Origin of the sequence: Chitinophaga sp. W2I13, from assembly GCF_050434005.1 — a bacterium.
GTDB lineage: Bacteria > Bacteroidota > Bacteroidia > Chitinophagales > Chitinophagaceae > Chitinophaga.
On record NZ_JBNPWD010000001.1, the window covers coordinates 5,661,900 to 5,679,301 of the forward strand.

Annotated in this window: 21 protein-coding genes; 11 read left to right on the top strand and 10 right to left on the bottom strand. The window is 45.9% G+C overall.

The annotated features are described in order from the left end of the window. Positions 1-15: 15 nt before the first annotated feature. The 6 genes from QFZ48_RS23415 to QFZ48_RS23440 all read right to left on the bottom strand — a co-directional run bounded on the left by QFZ48_RS23415 (position 16) and on the right by QFZ48_RS23440 (position 3,871). Complete coding sequence (locus QFZ48_RS23415) at positions 16-630, bottom strand: TerD family protein (protein ID WP_420989365.1); 615 nt, start codon at positions 628-630, stop codon at positions 16-18. A gap of 34 nt (positions 631-664) precedes the next feature. Beyond that, a complete protein-coding gene (locus QFZ48_RS23420) occupies positions 665-1,219 on the bottom strand; it encodes a TerD family protein (protein WP_370912023.1) in 555 nt (184 codons plus the stop codon). Beyond that, positions 1,209-2,051 (bottom strand): phosphoribosyltransferase family protein, encoded by an 843-nt coding sequence (locus QFZ48_RS23425; protein ID WP_429063877.1) that lies wholly within the window; start codon positions 2,049-2,051, stop codon positions 1,209-1,211. Before QFZ48_RS23425 ends, QFZ48_RS23420 begins: the two co-directional genes overlap by 11 nt. After that, positions 2,051-2,584 (bottom strand): HAD family hydrolase, encoded by a 534-nt coding sequence (locus tag QFZ48_RS23430; protein WP_429063879.1) that lies wholly within the window; start codon positions 2,582-2,584, stop codon positions 2,051-2,053. Before QFZ48_RS23430 ends, QFZ48_RS23425 begins: the two co-directional genes overlap by 1 nt. Positions 2,585-3,228: 644 nt before the next feature. Beyond that, positions 3,229-3,435, bottom strand: a complete 207-nt coding sequence (locus tag QFZ48_RS23435) for a hypothetical protein (protein WP_429063881.1) — start codon at positions 3,433-3,435, stop codon at positions 3,229-3,231. Between the two features lie 28 nt (positions 3,436-3,463). Beyond that, the gene (locus tag QFZ48_RS23440; protein WP_429063883.1) at positions 3,464-3,871 is read right to left on the bottom strand and encodes a carboxypeptidase-like regulatory domain-containing protein; all 408 of its coding nucleotides are present in this window, start codon (positions 3,869-3,871) and stop codon (positions 3,464-3,466) included. Positions 3,872-4,023: 152 nt separating this feature from the next. Between QFZ48_RS23440 and QFZ48_RS23445 the strand changes: the two genes are divergently transcribed. Both QFZ48_RS23445 and QFZ48_RS23450 read left to right on the top strand, forming a co-directional pair. Then, positions 4,024-4,866: an ester cyclase gene (locus QFZ48_RS23445; RefSeq protein WP_429063885.1), complete on the top strand. Its 843-nt coding sequence runs from the start codon at positions 4,024-4,026 to the stop codon at positions 4,864-4,866. A 237-nt stretch (positions 4,867-5,103) separates the two neighbouring features. Further along, positions 5,104-6,504, top strand: a complete 1,401-nt coding sequence (locus QFZ48_RS23450) for a hypothetical protein (RefSeq protein ID WP_429063886.1) — start codon at positions 5,104-5,106, stop codon at positions 6,502-6,504. Between the two features lie 61 nt (positions 6,505-6,565). Here the strand turns inward: QFZ48_RS23450 and QFZ48_RS23455 are convergent, their stop codons facing one another. Then, positions 6,566-7,219 carry a Crp/Fnr family transcriptional regulator gene (locus QFZ48_RS23455; protein WP_429063888.1) on the bottom strand — a complete coding sequence of 218 codons (654 nt, stop codon included), beginning with the start codon at positions 7,217-7,219 and terminating at the stop codon, positions 6,566-6,568. A gap of 81 nt (positions 7,220-7,300) precedes the next feature. Here QFZ48_RS23455 and QFZ48_RS23460 point away from each other — a divergent pair, with 81 nt between their 5' ends. From QFZ48_RS23460 to QFZ48_RS23475, 4 genes are all read left to right on the top strand, one after another. Continuing rightward, positions 7,301-7,996, top strand: a complete 696-nt coding sequence (locus tag QFZ48_RS23460; protein ID WP_429049081.1) for an HAD family hydrolase — start codon at positions 7,301-7,303, stop codon at positions 7,994-7,996. Then, entirely contained in the window at positions 7,993-8,625 is a 633-nt protein-coding gene (locus tag QFZ48_RS23465) for a CatA-like O-acetyltransferase (protein WP_429049078.1), read from the top strand. Before QFZ48_RS23460 ends, QFZ48_RS23465 begins: the two co-directional genes overlap by 4 nt. Before the next feature lie 175 nt (positions 8,626-8,800). Next, positions 8,801-9,358: a lipocalin family protein gene (locus tag QFZ48_RS23470; protein WP_429049075.1), complete on the top strand. Its 558-nt coding sequence runs from the start codon at positions 8,801-8,803 to the stop codon at positions 9,356-9,358. A 176-nt stretch (positions 9,359-9,534) separates the two neighbouring features. Next, positions 9,535-10,026, top strand: a complete 492-nt coding sequence (locus QFZ48_RS23475) for a hypothetical protein (protein WP_429049073.1) — start codon at positions 9,535-9,537, stop codon at positions 10,024-10,026. A gap of 44 nt (positions 10,027-10,070) precedes the next feature. Here the strand turns inward: QFZ48_RS23475 and QFZ48_RS23480 are convergent, their stop codons facing one another. Next, positions 10,071-10,211 (bottom strand): hypothetical protein, encoded by a 141-nt coding sequence (locus QFZ48_RS23480; protein ID WP_370912034.1) that lies wholly within the window; start codon positions 10,209-10,211, stop codon positions 10,071-10,073. A 12-nt stretch (positions 10,212-10,223) separates the two neighbouring features. Then, positions 10,224-13,337: a lantibiotic dehydratase gene (locus tag QFZ48_RS23485; RefSeq protein WP_429063890.1), complete on the bottom strand. Its 3,114-nt coding sequence runs from the start codon at positions 13,335-13,337 to the stop codon at positions 10,224-10,226. 256 nt (positions 13,338-13,593) lie between these two features. Between QFZ48_RS23485 and QFZ48_RS23490 the strand changes: the two genes are divergently transcribed. From QFZ48_RS23490 to QFZ48_RS23510, 5 genes are all read left to right on the top strand, one after another. Beyond that, a complete protein-coding gene (locus QFZ48_RS23490) occupies positions 13,594-13,755 on the top strand; it encodes a hypothetical protein (RefSeq protein ID WP_159454461.1) in 162 nt (53 codons plus the stop codon). 15 nt (positions 13,756-13,770) lie between these two features. Then, a complete protein-coding gene (locus QFZ48_RS23495) occupies positions 13,771-13,953 on the top strand; it encodes a hypothetical protein (RefSeq protein ID WP_370912036.1) in 183 nt (60 codons plus the stop codon). Between the two features lie 32 nt (positions 13,954-13,985). Beyond that, positions 13,986-14,171: a hypothetical protein gene (locus QFZ48_RS23500; protein ID WP_429049067.1), complete on the top strand. Its 186-nt coding sequence runs from the start codon at positions 13,986-13,988 to the stop codon at positions 14,169-14,171. A gap of 108 nt (positions 14,172-14,279) precedes the next feature. After that, the gene (locus tag QFZ48_RS23505) at positions 14,280-15,494 is read left to right on the top strand and encodes a lanthionine synthetase C family protein (protein WP_429063892.1); all 1,215 of its coding nucleotides are present in this window, start codon (positions 14,280-14,282) and stop codon (positions 15,492-15,494) included. Between the two features lie 111 nt (positions 15,495-15,605). After that, complete coding sequence (locus QFZ48_RS23510; RefSeq protein WP_429063894.1) at positions 15,606-16,217, top strand: response regulator; 612 nt, start codon at positions 15,606-15,608, stop codon at positions 16,215-16,217. Between the two features lie 260 nt (positions 16,218-16,477). Here QFZ48_RS23510 and QFZ48_RS23515 read toward each other — a convergent pair whose 3' ends face one another. After that, positions 16,478-17,320 carry a universal stress protein gene (locus QFZ48_RS23515; protein ID WP_429049062.1) on the bottom strand — a complete coding sequence of 281 codons (843 nt, stop codon included), beginning with the start codon at positions 17,318-17,320 and terminating at the stop codon, positions 16,478-16,480. Positions 17,321-17,402: the final 82 nt, after the last annotated feature.

Below are 17,402 nucleotides of genomic sequence, written 5' to 3' on the forward strand. Positions count from 1 at the left end.
TATCAAAAAGTGATCCTACAGGTAGTTCTGCGCAACGGTGTTCACGGTTTCCTGCAGTTTTTTGTCTTTTGTAGGTTCACCGATCGCATTAAATTTCCATTCGCCGTTCTTTTTGTAGAAAACGCCCATCACCATAGATACGTGTCCTGCAAAGCCGGGGCCGCTGGCGATATCATAGGTGGCAAATACTTCGTTCACGCGGGCAGGGGTACCTTCATAAATGCGGATAGACGCAAAAGGAATCGTGCCAAAGTCGTGTCCGCGGAAGCTGTTCAGTACAAATGCCACGTAGTTGGTGTTGGCATCCAGCCGGGAGAAATCGAGCGTGATCACTTCATTGTCCAGGCCGTCGTTGCCGTTCAGGTCACCAGTCAGGTCATCGCCGCTGTGTTTTACCGCGTTGTCTTTTGATTTCAGGTTACCAAAGTAAACCACTTCCTGCAGTTGCTTCTGTTCGGTGAACATTGCGCAGCTGCCGTCCAGGTCTACCGCTTCTTTGGTTTTAGACAGGCCAAACAGGCCTTTCTTTTCAATAGCGCCCCAGTTGATCCCTACACAGATATTCTGAAGTTTGGCGCCATTGCTTTTTTCGAGATTTATACGCTGACCTTTTTGAAGATTGATTGCCATGTTGATCTTATATTTAGATATAGTGGTGTATAGATTAGTTGTATTTGTTCAGGTAGTCCTGCAGGCCGCCTTTCATGCCAACGCCTACTGCTTCAAACTTCCATTCGTCGTTGCGTTTGTAAATTCTTCCGAATTCCACAGCTGTTTCAATAGAAAAATCTTCTTCCAGCTCGTATTTCAGTAATACTTCGTTGGTAACCGGGTCGAATATACGCACAAAGGAATTCCTTACCTGGCCGAAGTTCTGCCGGCGTGCTTCTGCATCGTGGATGGTTACCACTACGCATATTTCGGTAATTTTGGGATCTGCTTTAGACAGGTCAATTTTAATCTGTTCGTCGTCGCCGCCGCCATCGCCGGTGAGGTTATCGCCGGTATGCTCTACGCTGCCATCGGGTGATACGAGGTTATTATAAAAAATAAAGTGCTGCTCAGATAATATCTTTTTATTCTCTCCCATTACGAACAGGGAAGCATCCAGATCGAAGCTGGTGCCGGTAGATGAAGCATTAGCGTCCCAGCCCAGGCCGATTACGAATTTGGGCGCATTAATCGTTTGCCGCTGACCTTTTTGCAAATTAATTGCCATGTTGTATGCTTTTATGTTTTCTGTTAAATAAGTAATTATTAATAAAATTCAGATTTTTCTGGTAAACTTCTATCGTATGATAACCGTTTCCCAGGGCCATATTATACAAAAGATTCACAAATTTATCGGATTGATTTTGCAGGAAAATACAAAATGAATCGAAATCATAATTCAAGATATACTTTACAATCCGTGTATTAATGAAAAATTGTTCCCCCTGGATGATTTTTTCCAGGTGGAAGATGGACTTTACAAAATGATAGTTCAGGTGGTTTTCAATGTTGGGATGAATGCTTTTATTCTGCAGTTCTGCATAATAGAGCAGGTACACATCGTTAGGCAGGTCATAGGCATCCACCATTTTCAGGATCATTCTTTCATGGCCTCCCGTAATTTTGATGTCATCCAGGAAAATCACTTTCTTCCCGGTCAGGAAGTGGCGGTCGATATGGAAGCTGTCGTTGCCGATCAGCTTTAACCGTTGCTCCGCATCCAGTTCGCCGTAATCCTCCTTGTAGGTAATGGTACGGTGTACTTTGGTTTCCTGTAAAACCGGGTGCCCGTGCGCTGCCAGCCACCTGTTCAAGTGAAAAACGAAATAGTTTTTCATCGCAAAGGTAGCCGTTGGGATAAAGGAATATGGACTTGACACTACCACAAACTGCGGCACTTCCTGTCCTTTGAGGTGATGCTCAATAAATCCTTCCGCCAGGCTGGTCCCGAATTTTTCGGCAACGGCGTCGTCCCCGAACTTGAAACGGCTGTAGTCATCGGGGCTAAACCCGAAATGGCCGGCATGGGTGATCTTATGAAGTGAATAGGTTGTTGTCATCAGTTAAGTAAACTTGAAATACATTGATGATTGGAGTTGACCAGTAAAGTACGAATGCCTGTCACCTGCGCCCCGTTAATATCTGCTTTTACATTATCGCCAATATGTATGATGTTACTTAGCGGGATTGCCGTATCATTTCTTACTATCGCCACGTTTTCCAGCATCAGGCGAAACATTTTTTCATTGGGTTTCGACATGCCGGTTTCATCTGAATACAGCTGGAAATCGAAAAAATGCTCCAGCTCCAGCTCCTGTAATACCCGTCTTAATGTGCTGCCTTTTATAAAAGCGGTGTTACTGAGTAAACTGATGGTACTGTCAGACGATGCTTTTATCCTGCGCAATGTTTTCACTGTTTCCGAACAATAAATAACCGGGAGGTGTTTAAGCACCAGGGCATCCATTTCCTCGTAAAGCCCTGCCAGATCAATGCTCCCGAAGGCATTGTCGTCATCATTTATTTCACTGATCACCATAAGGTTACATTTCTTCCGCATCAATATTACCGCCTGTTTTTTCATTGATGGCATTGCATAGCAGATCTGTTTTGCGGAATATGCGGCTTACCTCTTCCAGTGTTTTTTGGTGTTGATTGAAATGGTTGTAAAAAAAGCGCGTCCTTTCCTGTTTAAATAAAGGATTCGATTTTATTAAAGTTAACCATAGATCAAAAGAATAATGTTGGTATATGTTCATGTACTTTTTAAGCATTTACGTCACTCCGGCAATTGATACTTGGCCCGGTTCCCTGTACCAGCATACCTGTAAGGGTTAATGTAAGTAATATTTAGCAGCTCCTGTTTAATCTTTTTGTTACCAAAATCAGTTTGTTATGGGTTAATACTAAAAAAGCCTGCATACCGCTTTTTTTTTCAAGGTCCTAATATAGGATTTTATCTTTCATATAAACCCAAAACCACCTGTTAATGTATTGGTAATAAAGTAAGTTGGTTTTTTAACTTATCTAGTTTTCCTGCCCGGGTGTTGCAAGCCCGGATATGCAGTTCCCGGCCGCTAAGCTACCAAAAAGCAGCCATTCTGCACCTGCGGAAATTCTCAGGTTGCGAGTGCTGTTTCTGGCATGCTCTATGCGCTGGCCCGCAGGCCAGCACTGAATCGGTGTTGGAATCTGTGCAAAAAAGGGATGTGTATAAATCTCCGGTTCTATCATCAGTTAATGAACACGGCCTCTCTCTTCCTGGTTGCCGGTGTCGCCTGCCGGCAGCTTAGCGGCCCTGCTGCCAAAGCGGTAACTGATGCCTAGCTTCAGGTAACGGTTCAACTGGAAGTTGCTCAGCTGCTGCCGCGCGCCGTTAATGGTCATGGCGCTGCTCTGGCAAATATCATTCATGGTTAACACAATGTCTACTTTCTTCTTCATCACCGACGCCTTCAGCCCGATATCCAGTTTAAAATAAGCATCTGATCTGCCAATTGTACACCAGTTTATCCGGGTTGTTTTCAATAGCGGGTTTGCCGGCCGTAACGGTCACTTCACCCAACCGGGTATTGAAAGGTTGTAAGGCGATGTTTACCACCGTATCACGACGAATGCTGAAATGCAGCGTGGCGGCCTGGTAGCCGGCAACAACGGCATTCAGTACGTATTCGCCTGCAGGCAGCCTGGTAAAGCGGAAGCTGGCGCTGCTGTCTGTTTGCAATACCTGCTGCGGATCCCCGGGTAACCGTTGAAGGCGTACAATGGCATAAGCAACGGGCGTATGAGATGAATTGTTCACTGTGCCTGTAAGTACCGCCTGCGCATAAACGCCGTTGCTGATAATACTTATCAGGAAAAAATTAATCAGAAATTTCAAAGACGTGGGTTTTACTGATAATAGATCGGAGCTAAGATAGAAAAACTGACCGTAATGAAAAAGATGAATAAGGATAAGTGGTTCCGGTAAATCAATGATTTTTTACAATTCGGGGTTTTGCGGGAGAGATACTTTTGTAAAAAGAAAAGCAAATGAAAACCGTTCATCTCACGATATACCTGGTAACTGCACTGCTGCCAGCGATATCATTTTCACAGGGAAAAAGCATTCATCAACAAAAGGAATTTAAAATAGCTGACATGGAAAAGAACAAAGCCATCATACAGGAATTATATGAAAATGTCATGAACAAAAAAGACATGCGCCTCTTGCCGTCCATTGTATCCGAAGCGCATACCGGTCCGGAAGGGCACAAGGGTGTTGACGGGTTTACTGCCCCCATTGCGCCACTCATCGCCGCTTTCCCGGACATCCAATGGAAGTTATCGTCACTGGTATCAGATGGGAATAAGGTAGTGGCGAAATGGACCTGGTATGGCACACAAACAGGGCCGTACAAAAACATTCCTGCTACCGGCAAAGCTATTCATATCAACGGCGTAGCCATCTATGAATTCAAAGATGGAAAAATCATCGCATCAGAAGTACAGACCGACCGCCTCGGGTTTTTAACCTCGCTGGGCGTATTACCGGCGGATATTGCCTCGGCGCCGGTAAAAGAACAGGTACAGTTCATTGATAAATTTCTGGTGCCTGCTGCGGACATCGCGGAATTCAAACAGCGGGTGGCGGTGAACCGGCACTTCATTAAAACGCTCCCCGGCTTTATTTCAGATGCTGCCTATGAATATTTTGATGAGCAGGACAACCTGGTGTATGTTACCATTGCGCAGTGGGAAAACAAAGCGGCGGTAGCCAACGCCAAAGAACAGGTGCAGGCGGAATACAAAAAAGAAGGATTTGATATGCCGGGCATGATGAAACGCCTGGGAGTGACTATGGACAGGGGATTGTACACCCGCGCAACAGAATAGCAGCGGCAATAAAAAGTAAAAAAGGTGTGCAGCGTACTGCGCACCTTTTTTTATGTATCCTTTTAATATCTGTTTACAATTGTTTAAAATCCGTTGACAGGTTACTGTAAAAAGATGTGTTAACTTATCTACCTGAACAACCAAAACTGCATTGATTAGCAACTGCTTCACCAGGAGCAGTTGCGCATGATTGAAAACCCGAAACCCCCTTCATTCACTCATCTTAAAAAAAAACGTATGAAAACTTCATTGTTTGCTGCGGCATTTATTGTGCTGGGCATACTGTTGGGATGCGAAAAGAAAAGCGCTCCCGGCGGTGATCTTCAACCTGTTTCCGGAAAAAATAACCTGCAGGTATTAGCCACACCACCCGTCACCTGGCAGGAACATTGGTTTGAACACCAACAGCTGCTTAACCGCGTTTTTTATGATACCAGCGTAGCAGTTTATTTTGATAATGATGTAAACAGCAGCATTACCTGGCCCAACACCTACCTCGCGCAGGTATGGAACTATACCAAAAGCACTTACGGTGCTTTTGGCGACGATTCCCGCCTCTTTGTAATCCTGCACTCCGGCAAATATTCCGGTGGGCATCCGTCTACGTATATGGATGCCAGTCATGATTACCGCAACGTAATAGATGTAGGCTCCTCCGATCCCAATGCCTGGATCTCCGGTGCAGGCAACGACATTGACCTTACCACCCATGAAGTGGGGCATATTGTGGAAGGCGCTTCCAAAGGCGTACACGGCTCCCCGGCGTTTGGCATCTGGCACGACAGCAAATGGATGGAAATCTACCAGTACGATGTGTACCTGGCCCTGGGCCGCAGTGCCGATGTAACCCGCTGGTATAACATGAAGATCACCCAAACAGATGCTTATCCCCGCGCAGGCACTTACTGGTTCCGGGATTGGTTTTATCCAATCTATACTAACTACGGTGGTGTAGCGCCACTGAATAAATTCTTCGCACTGCTGGCGCAGCATTTTCCCAAACAAACGTACAATAACGGCATCACCACTTACCCCGAATACACCCGCGGCCTTAACTTCGGGGAATTTGTACATTACTGGAGCGGCGCTGCCAATAAAGATCTGAAGCAATTGGCCCTCACTGCCTTTGGCAATAAAGATGAAGGGGGCAACGACTGGACCGCACAGCTGAAGCAGGCAAAAACGGATTTCCCGGGTATCACTTATCCTTCGGACGACATCACCGGTTCAGGCACGATTACCGTGAGTAAAGAAAACAATGGTGGCGCCTCCGCGGCAGAAGGCTCCTTGAAGCTCACCGATAATGTATACAGCACCAAACTATTTGTGAATGCGGTGCCCGCTGATTTTAAAATGCAGCTGCAGTTTGCCACCGGGCAAACCGTGAAATCATATACCCTTACTTCCGGTAACGACGCTACAGACCGAGATCCTAAAAACTGGCAGCTGAAAGGCTCCAATAATGGTACTACGTGGACGGTACTCGATACCCAAACAAACCAGGTGTTTGGCGCCCGGAATCAAACCAGGCAGTTTGCCATTTCCAATACTACAGCGTATAAATATTATGCCGTGTATGTAACCGCCACCAATGGTAGCGTGGATTTCCAGCTAAGCGAGTGGAGATTATTCAAGTAAATAACAGAAGGGCTGTTGCTGTAAAAAGGAACAGCCCTTTGTTTTCGTATACAGGTGGCCGTTATCCCATATCCTCAAACCGGCGCAATATTTCTTCCAGTTGCTTCCGGCTGAGATCAATGTTCATCCCCTGCGGATCCAGGATATTTTTGGATCTCAGTTCTTTCAGGGTCCTGTTAAAACTCCGGATCGTAATACCCAGGTAAGATGCCATATCCTTTTTGGGAATAACAATGTCTTGTTCCGCTTCCAGCGCCAGCAACCGGAGCAATGCATATTCTACCGGGTATAGTTGCTGGTAAGACGCGCGGATACAGGTTTGGCGGATACGGATCACCAGTTCTTCCAACATCAGCCTGTTGAACTCCGTATTGTTAACCAGCAGCCAGCTAAACAAGGTATGCGGAATGGCATATGCTGTTACGGGCGTAATGGCTTCAATATTACACAGGCATTTTTCTTTCCTGATGCCTTCCAGGTCGCCGGTAATTTCACCCTTTCCCAGGAATTCGAAAATATAGTCTTTCCCGTTATCTTCTTCAATATAACATTTTGTAATACCTTCCCGGATAATATAAACATGACTGATGGTATCACCCTGGCGGATGAGCCGCGTGCCGGCAGTAAAGGTTTTAATGGCCACTGCTTCGCCTTCCGCGCTGCTGGCGGTGAATTGTTCCATGAAATGAAGAAAAGCAGGATTGGTCCGTAACATACTTTTAAGAAGTGGGACAAATGTCCCGTTTTATAAACTGCCGGGTTCTATTTTTGCATCCGGAAAAACGTAAAAATAACAATGATCTCTGACATTAGCGTGATCGCATTCGATGCCGACGATACCCTTTGGGTAAACGAGCCTTACTTCCAGGAAACAGAAGCCCTTTTTTGCAGCCTGCTGGAAGATTACCTGCCGCATCATACCGTATCGCAGGAGCTGTTTAAAACGGAGATGGCCAACCTGGAACTCTATGGTTATGGCATAAAATCTTTTATGCTTTGCATGATAGAAACCGTGCTGCGCGTATCCGAGAATACTGCCAGCCCGGAAGTTTTCCATAAGGTGCTCCAGTATGGAAAAGAAATGCTGGATAAGCCCATTGTGCTGCTCGATGGGGTAGAAGAGGTGCTGCAGGCGCTCTCCGGCAAGTATCGCCTGGTAGTGGCTACAAAAGGCGATCTGCTGGACCAGGAACGCAAACTGCGGAAATCGGGCCTGGAGCATTATTTCCATCATATTGAAATTATGAGCGATAAAAAGGAACGCGACTATCTTAAATTAATAAAGCACCTCGATTGCAAGCCGGAAGAATTCCTCATGATGGGCAACTCCCTGAAATCGGATGTATTGCCGGTGCTGGCACTGGGCGGTCATGCTATCCATATTCCGTACCATACCACCTGGCAGCATGAACACATCGATCATACAATCGAAGATCCCCGTTTTTATGAGTTTACTACAATGGCAGATATCCTGCCGCACCTGATATTATGAAACAATTATTAGATCTGGACACCTGGGCGAGAAAGGAACACTTTAACTTCTTCCGCCAGTTCGAAGAACCTTTTTTCGGGATCACCACCGACATCGACTGCACCACTGCCTTTAACAACGCCAAAGCCAGCGGGGACTCCTTCTTTTTAAGCTACCTGCATAAGTCGCTGGCAGCCGCCAACGAAGTTCCCCCTTTCCGTTACCGCATAGCCGGTGATGAAGTGTGGGTGTATGACCAGGTAGATGCATCGCCTACCATTAACCGGCCCGACGGTACTTTTGGTTTTGCATATATGAATTTTTATGAAGATGCAGCCGCATTTGAAGCCAGCAGCAAAGCAGAAATTGAAAGAGTACGTCAGAGTACAGGATTGATACCAGCTGTGTCGGGAGAGAATGTGATTCATTATTCCTCCCTGCCCTGGATTAACTTTACCGCCGTATCTCATGCGCGGAGTTTTTCATTTAAAGATAGCTGCCCTAAAATTACTTTCGGTAAAGTAAAAGAAGTGGGCGACCGGAAAATAATGCCTGTATCTGTGCATGTGCATCATGCATTGATGGATGGATTCCATGTGGCGCAGTTCCTGGAAGGGTTTCAACGAAGGATGGAAATGTCTGCCCTGTAGGCGAGCTCACTTTCCTTGCCCTTCTCAATTTCTTACCTCTATTTGTAGCAATTTGGCAACACTCCCGGCCCGCCTTTTATTTTAAAACTCCCTGCCAGCAATCACTTCCGGTCAGGCAGCCTTTTTGCGGTACCTCCCGCAAATTCAGACACATCATTTTTAAAAATCATGCTTTATGAATAAAAAATTGCTGGTCCTGGGAGCAGCTGCGTCTGCTGCCGCCGCATATTTGTTGTATAATAATACCAAAGTGTCCATTCCTAAGGGGGCCAAAGCTGTTTCTCCTTTTGACATACAAAAATTCCTTGGCACCTGGTATGAAATCGCCAGGCTGGATTACCGGTTTGAACATTATCTCAGCAATGTTTCTGCCACCTATTCATTAAAGGAAAACGGGGAGATAAAAGTGGACAATAAGGGTTATGATACTAAGAAATACCGTTGGAAAGAAAGTGAAGGTAAAGCTGCGTTTGTGAGTACACCTGACGAAGCCCGGTTAAAAGTATCTTTCTCCAGACCGTTTTACGCCGGGTATAATGTCATTGATATCGACGAAAAATATCAGTATGCCCTGGTGGCCGGCAACAACCTGAACTATATCTGGATTTTATCGCGTACCCGGACTATCCCCGAAGATATTAAAATCCGTTTCCTGGCAACCGCCGCCGCACTGGGATATGATACCGGCGCCCTCATATGGACCAAACATGATAGTTATGTAGGGCCAAGTTGAGGCAGTGGATAAAATAAATTAGGATTTACTAAAAATATTAGTATTTTTGTTTCAGAAAGCAAATGAATAATGTAAAAAAGCCTTGAGAACCATGCTGTAGTGGCCATCAGGGCTTTTTTATTTTATATAAGTACTAACTATCTTAGTATCTTTCCTGGAAATGTTAAATTCAGCTCATGCATAATCCCCTGGCGCTGCTCTCTCCGGAATTAGTGATGTCTTTAACAAAGCATGGATTTGTTGCTTTCGTAAGGCAAAGTTATCCGCGTGGGAAAGATCATTTTGATACGGATGCCATTGAAACTTTTCTCATTACCCCCTATAAGCATCTTGCACTGGCAAATGAGCACCTGCAACATATTTCAGCGGATTATAGAAAAGGCATTTACCATACCGCTAACCAGGAAGAGATGATGAAACTGATGACTGCCGCTTCACAACCTAAAGGATATAAAGTGTATGTAGCGTTATTGAAAGTCCGGAAATGGAAAGGAACCGCGCAGCTGGAGGAGAAATTAAAGCGCTACCTGCAAACAAACACCAAATGGAAAGTAAAAGATGGCGCCATAGTGGCCGATCTCTACCTGCATTATGGAGAACTGATGCTGAAGGTGGTAAACCCAATTGGAGAAATCAGGTTGCCTTTGAGTGAAGTAGAAAGACTTTAAAACAGGGTACCGGTGTAAAATCAGCCGGCACCCCGGTGAAACAGTTAGCAGTCGAAAGTCCTGATTACCGTAGTGGTAGGATGAGTGATCTTTTTCTGCTGTTGATCGGTGGATGTAATACCGGCACTTAACCTGGCCACTTTAATAGTGCCCAGTTTCATTTTTTGCTCATTCTTCTTTTTCATACCAATATGTATTTAGTGAGTAATTGCTTTGAGCTGTTTTTTAGAGATGGCGATCATGGATTCATAATACCTGCTGAGGAAATGATAGATCACCAGTTCATGTTTACGCTGATTGGATAACAGGATCCTGTTAAGGAACATGTGAATGTAGCTGCAAAGGAGATCGTCGCGGTTGGCGAGCTGTATGCCTGCAAGCTGTTCCTGTATATGAGCGGAGCGGGTTTGAAAGCAAGCCACGGCCGCTTCAATACCCTGTTCGCTGTCCTGCATAGGATCAAGTATACTGCTCACTTTCCGCATTTCTTCCCGGTATTTGTCGTTGAGTTGTACTAGCAAGGACTTTTCACCACCAAATTCTTCGAAGAAGCTTTTCTGGAGCATTTTCAATAAGGCCGATTTGGCTGGAAGCGTATACCCGAAATCATTCAGCAGCATGTCCACCCCTCTCAATGCCAGCATCCAGCGGTAGTTTTCACCTTCTTCTTCTTCCAGGAGATCCAGTATACTGATGACGCATGTACTGTCGTAATGAAACACCGCTTCGCTAAACAGCATGGTATCTGCGCCGTAGCGTTCAATTTCCCTTTCGTAGGTATCTGTTTGAAGCCGGTGTATGCTATCGGTGGGCAGTGCGGCGTGCAATCTTTCCAATACGGTGCTCCAGAAATGTGGATTAGTGCTGTGGTGGAACCTGATCCGCAGGTGATGTTCGGGATCGGTGTACCGGATAAAAAACCACTGGTCAATGATGTTTTCCTGCATCAGTTCCTGTGTTAACGGCAGGATCTTTTCTTTCAGGATATTTTCCGCACTCCGTGTACCGGCGTATAGTTTAACATACAGCCATTCACTGCCGGTACTGAATTTTCGTACAGGCGTACCGGCAGGTGTGGTAATTATTTGGTTTGTTTGTTTGTTTTCTTTTTCGGAAGATATGTTCCTGAGTGGAATAATAAATTCGTTGGTATGCGCGCCATCGGGGCCGTTGATCCAGCAATTTCCGGGTGTATGGAGGAACTCCTGCAGGGTTACCTGTTCTTTTTTCAGCAGGGTGGTTACCAGCAGATGCACCGCCACTTCATTTTCAAGATCGGCTGGCAGTTCATTGTCGCCTTCCTTTACCACTACATAACGGGGGAGCCCCAGCTGGGCGCTGATGTCCCGGAAAATTTCCGTATACTTTTCCGGGGTTGCTTTAGCCAGTGCGGGGTATGATTTTTTGTGCAGCATCCAGGTTCCTTTGCTGAGGATGATGTTGCCATACTGCACGCGCGGATAGAAGGAGACCTCGCCGGGTATCTGCCAGTGCCAGCCAATGCCGGTATGATAGTCCTGGAATTGCAGATCGCACAGGAATTTATAAACCGGTAGTCCCTGCCGGTAATTATGTGCGGTGCTGAGGCGTGGTACAATAATTTTATTCAGTTTCCTGGAGCGCAGCACTACCTTATTACGTTGTACACTCACCATCAGATCGGAAAGGTGCAGCTGATATGCTTCCGGGGCGAGGCTATTGGCCAGGTATACAATTTCGTACTCCCGTAACCGTGGCCGCATAAGAATGTTGCCTGTCCGTGATTCCGGCAGGTGAATAATTTCAGCATAGATCTTTTCCGGGTCGCTGGCTTCTTCCGCTTTTAAACAGGCTTTTACATGGGCGGCCAGTTCTTCATCACCATGACAAAACCTTCCCAGCAGGTTGGCGGCGGAAGGGCCGCTGCAGCCATTCATATCGAAGAGGTAGTCGCCGTTATCGATAGATGCGGCGCTGTTGCTCAGTATGCTTCCCATCAGGTACATGCTGTGGGGGAGGGAGGGTGTTTCTTTTTCCCGGAAGCTTTCGAGGTGCTCGCGGGTGAGGGTGATCACCTTTTTGTTTTCCTTCAGGCACTGATGAAGCTGTTGCAGCTGAAAGTCCTGCAACTTACTGCGGGGGGCGGCAGACGTGGTATTACGTGGTGGAAGGTGTAAATTATCTACCAGCGGCGTATGGTCTGTATTGCTCTGGCTATGGGCGCCATAGCCGATACCGGCTTCACTGTCCAGGGCCAGGCTGAGCGGAATTTCCTGTTCTTCATACCGTTGCCGGAAGGCATCGCAAAACTGCCGCAGGTCGCTGTTGTTATCGTTGCTGGCCAGTTTCCACAGCTGCGCTACCTGGGCGGACAATTCATTGATAACGGTATGGCTCAGGGTATTTTTTGCGGTTGAAAGAAACAGATCTGTTTGTACCAGGTCTTTGTTACTGGTTTCCGTGAGCAGCGACTGCACCAGTTCATGGGTGGTGGTATACTTGCCGGTGCCTGTCTGTTGCAGGTTAAGCATACCTTGTATGGTTGTCAGCAGTGCGGTTGTTTCGGTGGTATGCTCCAGGTTTTTTAACCGGTTCACCAGGTGGCTAAAAAACTCGTCACCGGTAACGGTGGGCTCCAGTTCACTTACCAGCAGCTGGTTCTGCAATAGTTCTTCTGTGAAAACTTCAGCATCTTCTGCGCTGATGTCTTCTTCTTCACTTACAATGCTGTTGCGTATGTCCGCCAGCGTGGCGCCGTTGCGGGCTGTTTCCAGCATTTTTTCCAGGTAGCTGCTATAATTTACAGCGGTGAGATAATAATTGCGGACCTTATTTTTAACGCTGTAGGCCGCATAGCGATATTGGCTGCCGGCAGCATACAAGGAGTTGTTGGGATAATACAGCAGTTGTTCCCGGATGGCCGGTATGGCAGTAATGGCGGCGGTAAGCTCTGCCACATAGTTCATGTCGAGGCGGCAATGTTTTTTATGCAACTGTTTATCATTCAGTTGAATAGCCGTATGATCCGATAATCCGCCGGTGGCACAGCCTGCAAAGAGACCGTAAGGCGTGCATCTGCTGCTCATCCGCAGCAGGTAGCGATACAGTGCTGATGCCAGTTTCTGGTTGTCGCTGTCGGTGGCCAGCCACTTCTGCAACTCCTGGTATAATTCCGGGGAAGCAATATAAATAGCTTCCTGCAGGAACTCATCCCGGAAAATAGCTTTGATAACAGGAGCGAGGGAGGCTTGGGAGATATGGTGTAACTGAGTGACAATATTCACCGGTAATAGCGGTGTTCTTACCACATAGAAGTTTTCAGCTCTGATCATGGCGCAAGGTCAACATTAAAAAAATGAAGGTAATTTTTTCTGCCACAGTATAGTATCACGTAAAACCGGTAAAAAGGATGTTTAAACATCTTTATGTGAAAAATCACGTTTTTACGTGATCCCTATATTCTCACTTTCTACCTACATTTATCATCAATCCTGTAATCTTATAAAACCTGTATTTCGAATGACCCTATTATATTGAACCTGCCAAACTTATTGTCTATTTATTTTTTCAACCATAAACATTTGCGAAATGAGAAAAACACCTGTAAAGAAATTGGCCCTCGGTAAATTAAAAGTGGCTAAACTCAGTATCAGCAGCCAGGAACAGGCCGATGGTAAAGCACCTACATATACCGGCTGCAGCCTGTTTATGAAATGTACTCCACCTATTTCCAAAGATCCTTGCTTCTAATTAAACTGAACAACCATGAAAAAATCCGGTAAGAAACTGAGTCTCGGTAAAATTAAAGTGGCCGACCTCAGCAAAGTCAATAATGACAGCAGGGGAGCTGCTCAATTCATTCCATCACTGGCCTGTGTTCCAAGTGTTAAGATCACCTGTCTTAGCCAGGGTGCACCTGTATGTAGTGAAGACTCCTGCATTTTCTAATTTCATCATTGTACTGTTAAAAAAATTGTGTCATGAAAAAAACATCAGGCAAAAAACTCAGTCTGGGTAAAATAAAAGTGGCCAGTCTTTCCAATGCAACAGGACAACAGATGGCGGCAACCGTCGGCACCTGTTCCGTTCTGTGTTCGCTCCGGATTTGTACTGACAACATCAGCCAGGGCGCTCCTATTTGCAGCCTCGACTCTTGTCGCTACTGATCAGTAACTGATCGATAATTTTCACAGCAACCTGACTGTATGGCAAAACATGTATTGCAGTATGCATACGTGTTTTGCCATTATATATTTATAACGGCAATTTATTATATGGATCAACAGCAAGAGGCTACATCCGCGCTGCAAAGGATCTGCGCAGCGCTGGACCCATTTATCCTGGAAGATACCAATACCAGCCTGCTGGGGGGATATACCGGCGTGGCCTTGTTTTATGCCTACTATTATCAGCTCACCGGTAAGGAAGAACACCTGGACAAAGTCCATTACATCATAGAAAAATGCCTGCAGGCATTATCTGAAGAGCCCATGAATGGTTCTCACTGCAGCGGAATTGCAGGCATATCCTGGTGTATTCAGCACCTGGGCGCCATGGGATTTATTGAAGCCGATGATACCGAAGATACCTTTGCAGACATCGATCTGCTGGTAGCAGATTTTATGGCGTCCGAGTTAGCGGAAGGAAGAAATGATTTCCTGCATCATGGCCTTGGCACAGCACTTTATTTCCTGGAGCGGCTGCCGGCTGCCACTGCAGTTGCCCAACTGGAAAACCTCGTGGCTCACCTGGAAGAAAGCGCCATCTCGTTACCCGGCGGCATTGCCTGGAAAGATCATTTCTCCAGCAGAAGCCAGCAGCATCCTGATGAAGACCTGTTTAACCTCGGACTGGCACATGGTGTTCCTGCCATCATCTCCGTACTCGCAAGGTGCTATGAAAACGGGATTGCAAAGGAACGTGCCGGCAAGCTAATCAACAACAGTGTTCAATGGTTGCTGCATACAAAAAATACCGCGGCAGAAGCCACGCATTCACGCTATCCTACTATTGTAAATGCCGTCAATAAAGTAATGGGCGACGCGCACAGCAGGCTTGGATGGTGCTATGGAGATCTTGGTATTGCCATCACATTGCAGGGAGCCGGCAAACGTTTAAATAGAACCGATTACCAGGAGGAAGCTCAACAGCTGTTTAAACACATTGCCACACACCGGAATGTAAAAAATGGCGCCGTGCACGACGGTTGCTTATGTCATGGCAGCGCAGGCATTGCCCATATCCTGCAACAGGCCGGACTGGCCGGTGGTGATACCGCTTTATTGAATGCCTCCCGCTATTGGCTGCAAAATACCCTGCAAATGAATACCTGGGATGATGGGCCTGCCGGGTATAAATTTTATCATCATCCCGATTATATTAACAGTCATAATGTATTGGAAGGTATTGCGGGCATCGGGCTGTCGCTGATCAGTTTTGCGGATACCTCTATCAAACCGGCATGGGGAGAATGTATGCTGATAGATTAAACTTGTCTTGATTTTTTTACTATATTACATACATAGTAAATGAGCATTTCAGTTGTTCGCCCGATATTATTTATGCCATCGCATACAGACGTTACAGCAAACAGAAAAACCATGATCCGTTTATATTTCGTTGATGATCATCCATTGATACTCGAAGGATTGCGATCTTTACTCAGTATGGAAAAAGATATTCACTTAGCAGGTGAAACCAGGAACGGAATTTCCTGTCTTCGCTTCTTAGATCAGCACACTGCCGATGTTGTATTACTGGATACCCTGCTGCCTGATATCAGTGGGGCAGAACTCTGCGCCAGCATTAAAAAGCGGTACCCGGATATTGCGGTACTGGGATTGAGCTATCATAAAAACGACAGCGGCATTGCCGGGATGCTGGACAGCGGTGCAAGCGGCTGCCTGATGAAAAATGCCGATAAGGAAGAATTGCTGCGGGCAATACACGACGTATATTCCGGGCACACCTATCTATCGGCAGAATTAAAACAGTCGCTTAAAAAAGACCTGCTGCCGTTACATATTACCAAAAGGGAAAAGGAAGTATTGTGGCTCATTGCCAACGGTCATACCAATCATGAAATTGCAGAGAAGCTGTTTATCAGTTCAGATACGGTAGATAGTCATCGCCGGAACCTGCTGGGTAAATTCAATGCACGGAATACCGCGATGCTCATAAAATGTGCCGTGGATAATAAAGTGCTGATTTAAGCCAGGCTCGTGCATATAACCAGGGATTTTCGTCACAGCAGTGGCGCGTATTTTTTACATCCTGTAGAGATTTTTACCAGAAAAATAGCTAAAAACCGTCCTTTTTCACTGGCACGATTTTTCGACATTTATTATCAGATGTTTCAGAATGGGGTGGTCTGGTAAAACAGATCTGAGATCATACTCAAGCACCTGATCTGGGTAATGCCAGCGTAGGGAAAACGAAACAACTAACAGCTCCGGCCACAACCGGAGCTTTTTTATGCCTTTACGGCTGGTAATGACAACAGCGGGATATTGGAATCGTACGCCAGCTTTTTGGAAACGCTACTATGGAAGAAAGAGGCTACTGCGCCCAGTTTTTTAGGCACCACAATGATCATGGAGGAATGGTGGGTATTGGCGTATGATAAAATACCTTCTACTGTATTATCTGTATTAATATAATCGAAGGCTGCATTGTACTTATCAAAAATTTCATGTAAACTGGTAATGGATTCTTTTGTTTCTACAGTATAGCTGTTACCGGCTGATTTATCTACGTTGATGACCTGCACAGCGGCTCCGGGAAAGGCATCCAGGAACTCATACAGCTGATGCGCCGGTATGGATGCATGGTCTTTCAGGTCGGTAGTAAATACCACAGAATTTATGGGTTTACCAATCAGCGTGCTGTTGGGAACAATAAGTACCGGCACGCTGCTTTCCTGGATCATCATGGAAGTAGTGCTGCCCAGTAATAATTTCTCCAGACCGGAACGACCGGAAACACCCATCACCACAATATCTATTTCTTCACTCTTGCAAAGCCCGCTGATGTGTACGGGAAGTGAAACATCTTCCGCCATCAGGTCGATCCTTACATTTTTTACGAGCGCTGACAGGCGATCCTGTTGCAGGCCCAGGTTTTCCATACTTTCGAGATATATCTGCTGATCATTGGTGGTATTTGCTACGGGTAAATCAGTACCTATAATAGTGCTTTGGTAAGCATGATACAAAACGATCCGGCTGATTTGAAGCGGATTTACCAGCTGCGCTGCATATTCTGTAGCCCGGAAAGCATTTTCTGAAAAATCCGTCAGGATGAGCATTGTTTTCATATGCATGTGTTTTGGTACAAACAGATTAGTACGAAATTACTGCCAATAACTGGATGAACAATTCAGACAGGCTTATGTTCAG

Bases quoted from the DNA above. Each gene is read 5' to 3' on its own strand.
- QFZ48_RS23415 (WP_420989365.1), bottom strand. From the start codon at position 630: ATGGCAATCAATCTTCAAAAAGGTCAGCGTATAAATCTCGAAAAAAGC.
- QFZ48_RS23420 (WP_370912023.1), bottom strand. From the start codon at position 1,219: ATGGCAATTAATTTGCAAAAAGGTCAGCGGCAAACGATTAATGCGCCC.
- QFZ48_RS23425 (WP_429063877.1), bottom strand. From the start codon at position 2,051: ATGACAACAACCTATTCACTTCATAAGATCACCCATGCCGGCCATTTC.
- QFZ48_RS23430 (WP_429063879.1), bottom strand. From the start codon at position 2,584: ATGCCATCAATGAAAAAACAGGCGGTAATATTGATGCGGAAGAAATGT.
- QFZ48_RS23435 (WP_429063881.1), bottom strand. From the start codon at position 3,435: ATGAAGAAGAAAGTAGACATTGTGTTAACCATGAATGATATTTGCCAG.
- QFZ48_RS23445 (WP_429063885.1), top strand. From the start codon at position 4,024: ATGAAAACCGTTCATCTCACGATATACCTGGTAACTGCACTGCTGCCA.
- QFZ48_RS23450 (WP_429063886.1), top strand. From the start codon at position 5,104: ATGAAAACTTCATTGTTTGCTGCGGCATTTATTGTGCTGGGCATACTG.
- QFZ48_RS23455 (WP_429063888.1), bottom strand. From the start codon at position 7,219: ATGTTACGGACCAATCCTGCTTTTCTTCATTTCATGGAACAATTCACC.
- QFZ48_RS23460 (WP_429049081.1), top strand. From the start codon at position 7,301: ATGATCTCTGACATTAGCGTGATCGCATTCGATGCCGACGATACCCTT.
- QFZ48_RS23465 (WP_429049078.1), top strand. From the start codon at position 7,993: ATGAAACAATTATTAGATCTGGACACCTGGGCGAGAAAGGAACACTTT.
- QFZ48_RS23470 (WP_429049075.1), top strand. From the start codon at position 8,801: ATGAATAAAAAATTGCTGGTCCTGGGAGCAGCTGCGTCTGCTGCCGCC.
- QFZ48_RS23475 (WP_429049073.1), top strand. From the start codon at position 9,535: ATGCATAATCCCCTGGCGCTGCTCTCTCCGGAATTAGTGATGTCTTTA.
- QFZ48_RS23480 (WP_370912034.1), bottom strand. From the start codon at position 10,211: ATGAAAAAGAAGAATGAGCAAAAAATGAAACTGGGCACTATTAAAGTG.
- QFZ48_RS23485 (WP_429063890.1), bottom strand. From the start codon at position 13,337: ATGATCAGAGCTGAAAACTTCTATGTGGTAAGAACACCGCTATTACCG.
- QFZ48_RS23490 (WP_159454461.1), top strand. From the start codon at position 13,594: ATGAGAAAAACACCTGTAAAGAAATTGGCCCTCGGTAAATTAAAAGTG.
- QFZ48_RS23495 (WP_370912036.1), top strand. From the start codon at position 13,771: ATGAAAAAATCCGGTAAGAAACTGAGTCTCGGTAAAATTAAAGTGGCC.
- QFZ48_RS23500 (WP_429049067.1), top strand. From the start codon at position 13,986: ATGAAAAAAACATCAGGCAAAAAACTCAGTCTGGGTAAAATAAAAGTG.
- QFZ48_RS23505 (WP_429063892.1), top strand. From the start codon at position 14,280: ATGGATCAACAGCAAGAGGCTACATCCGCGCTGCAAAGGATCTGCGCA.
- QFZ48_RS23510 (WP_429063894.1), top strand. From the start codon at position 15,606: ATGATCCGTTTATATTTCGTTGATGATCATCCATTGATACTCGAAGGA.
- QFZ48_RS23515 (WP_429049062.1), bottom strand. From the start codon at position 17,320: ATGAAAACAATGCTCATCCTGACGGATTTTTCAGAAAATGCTTTCCGG.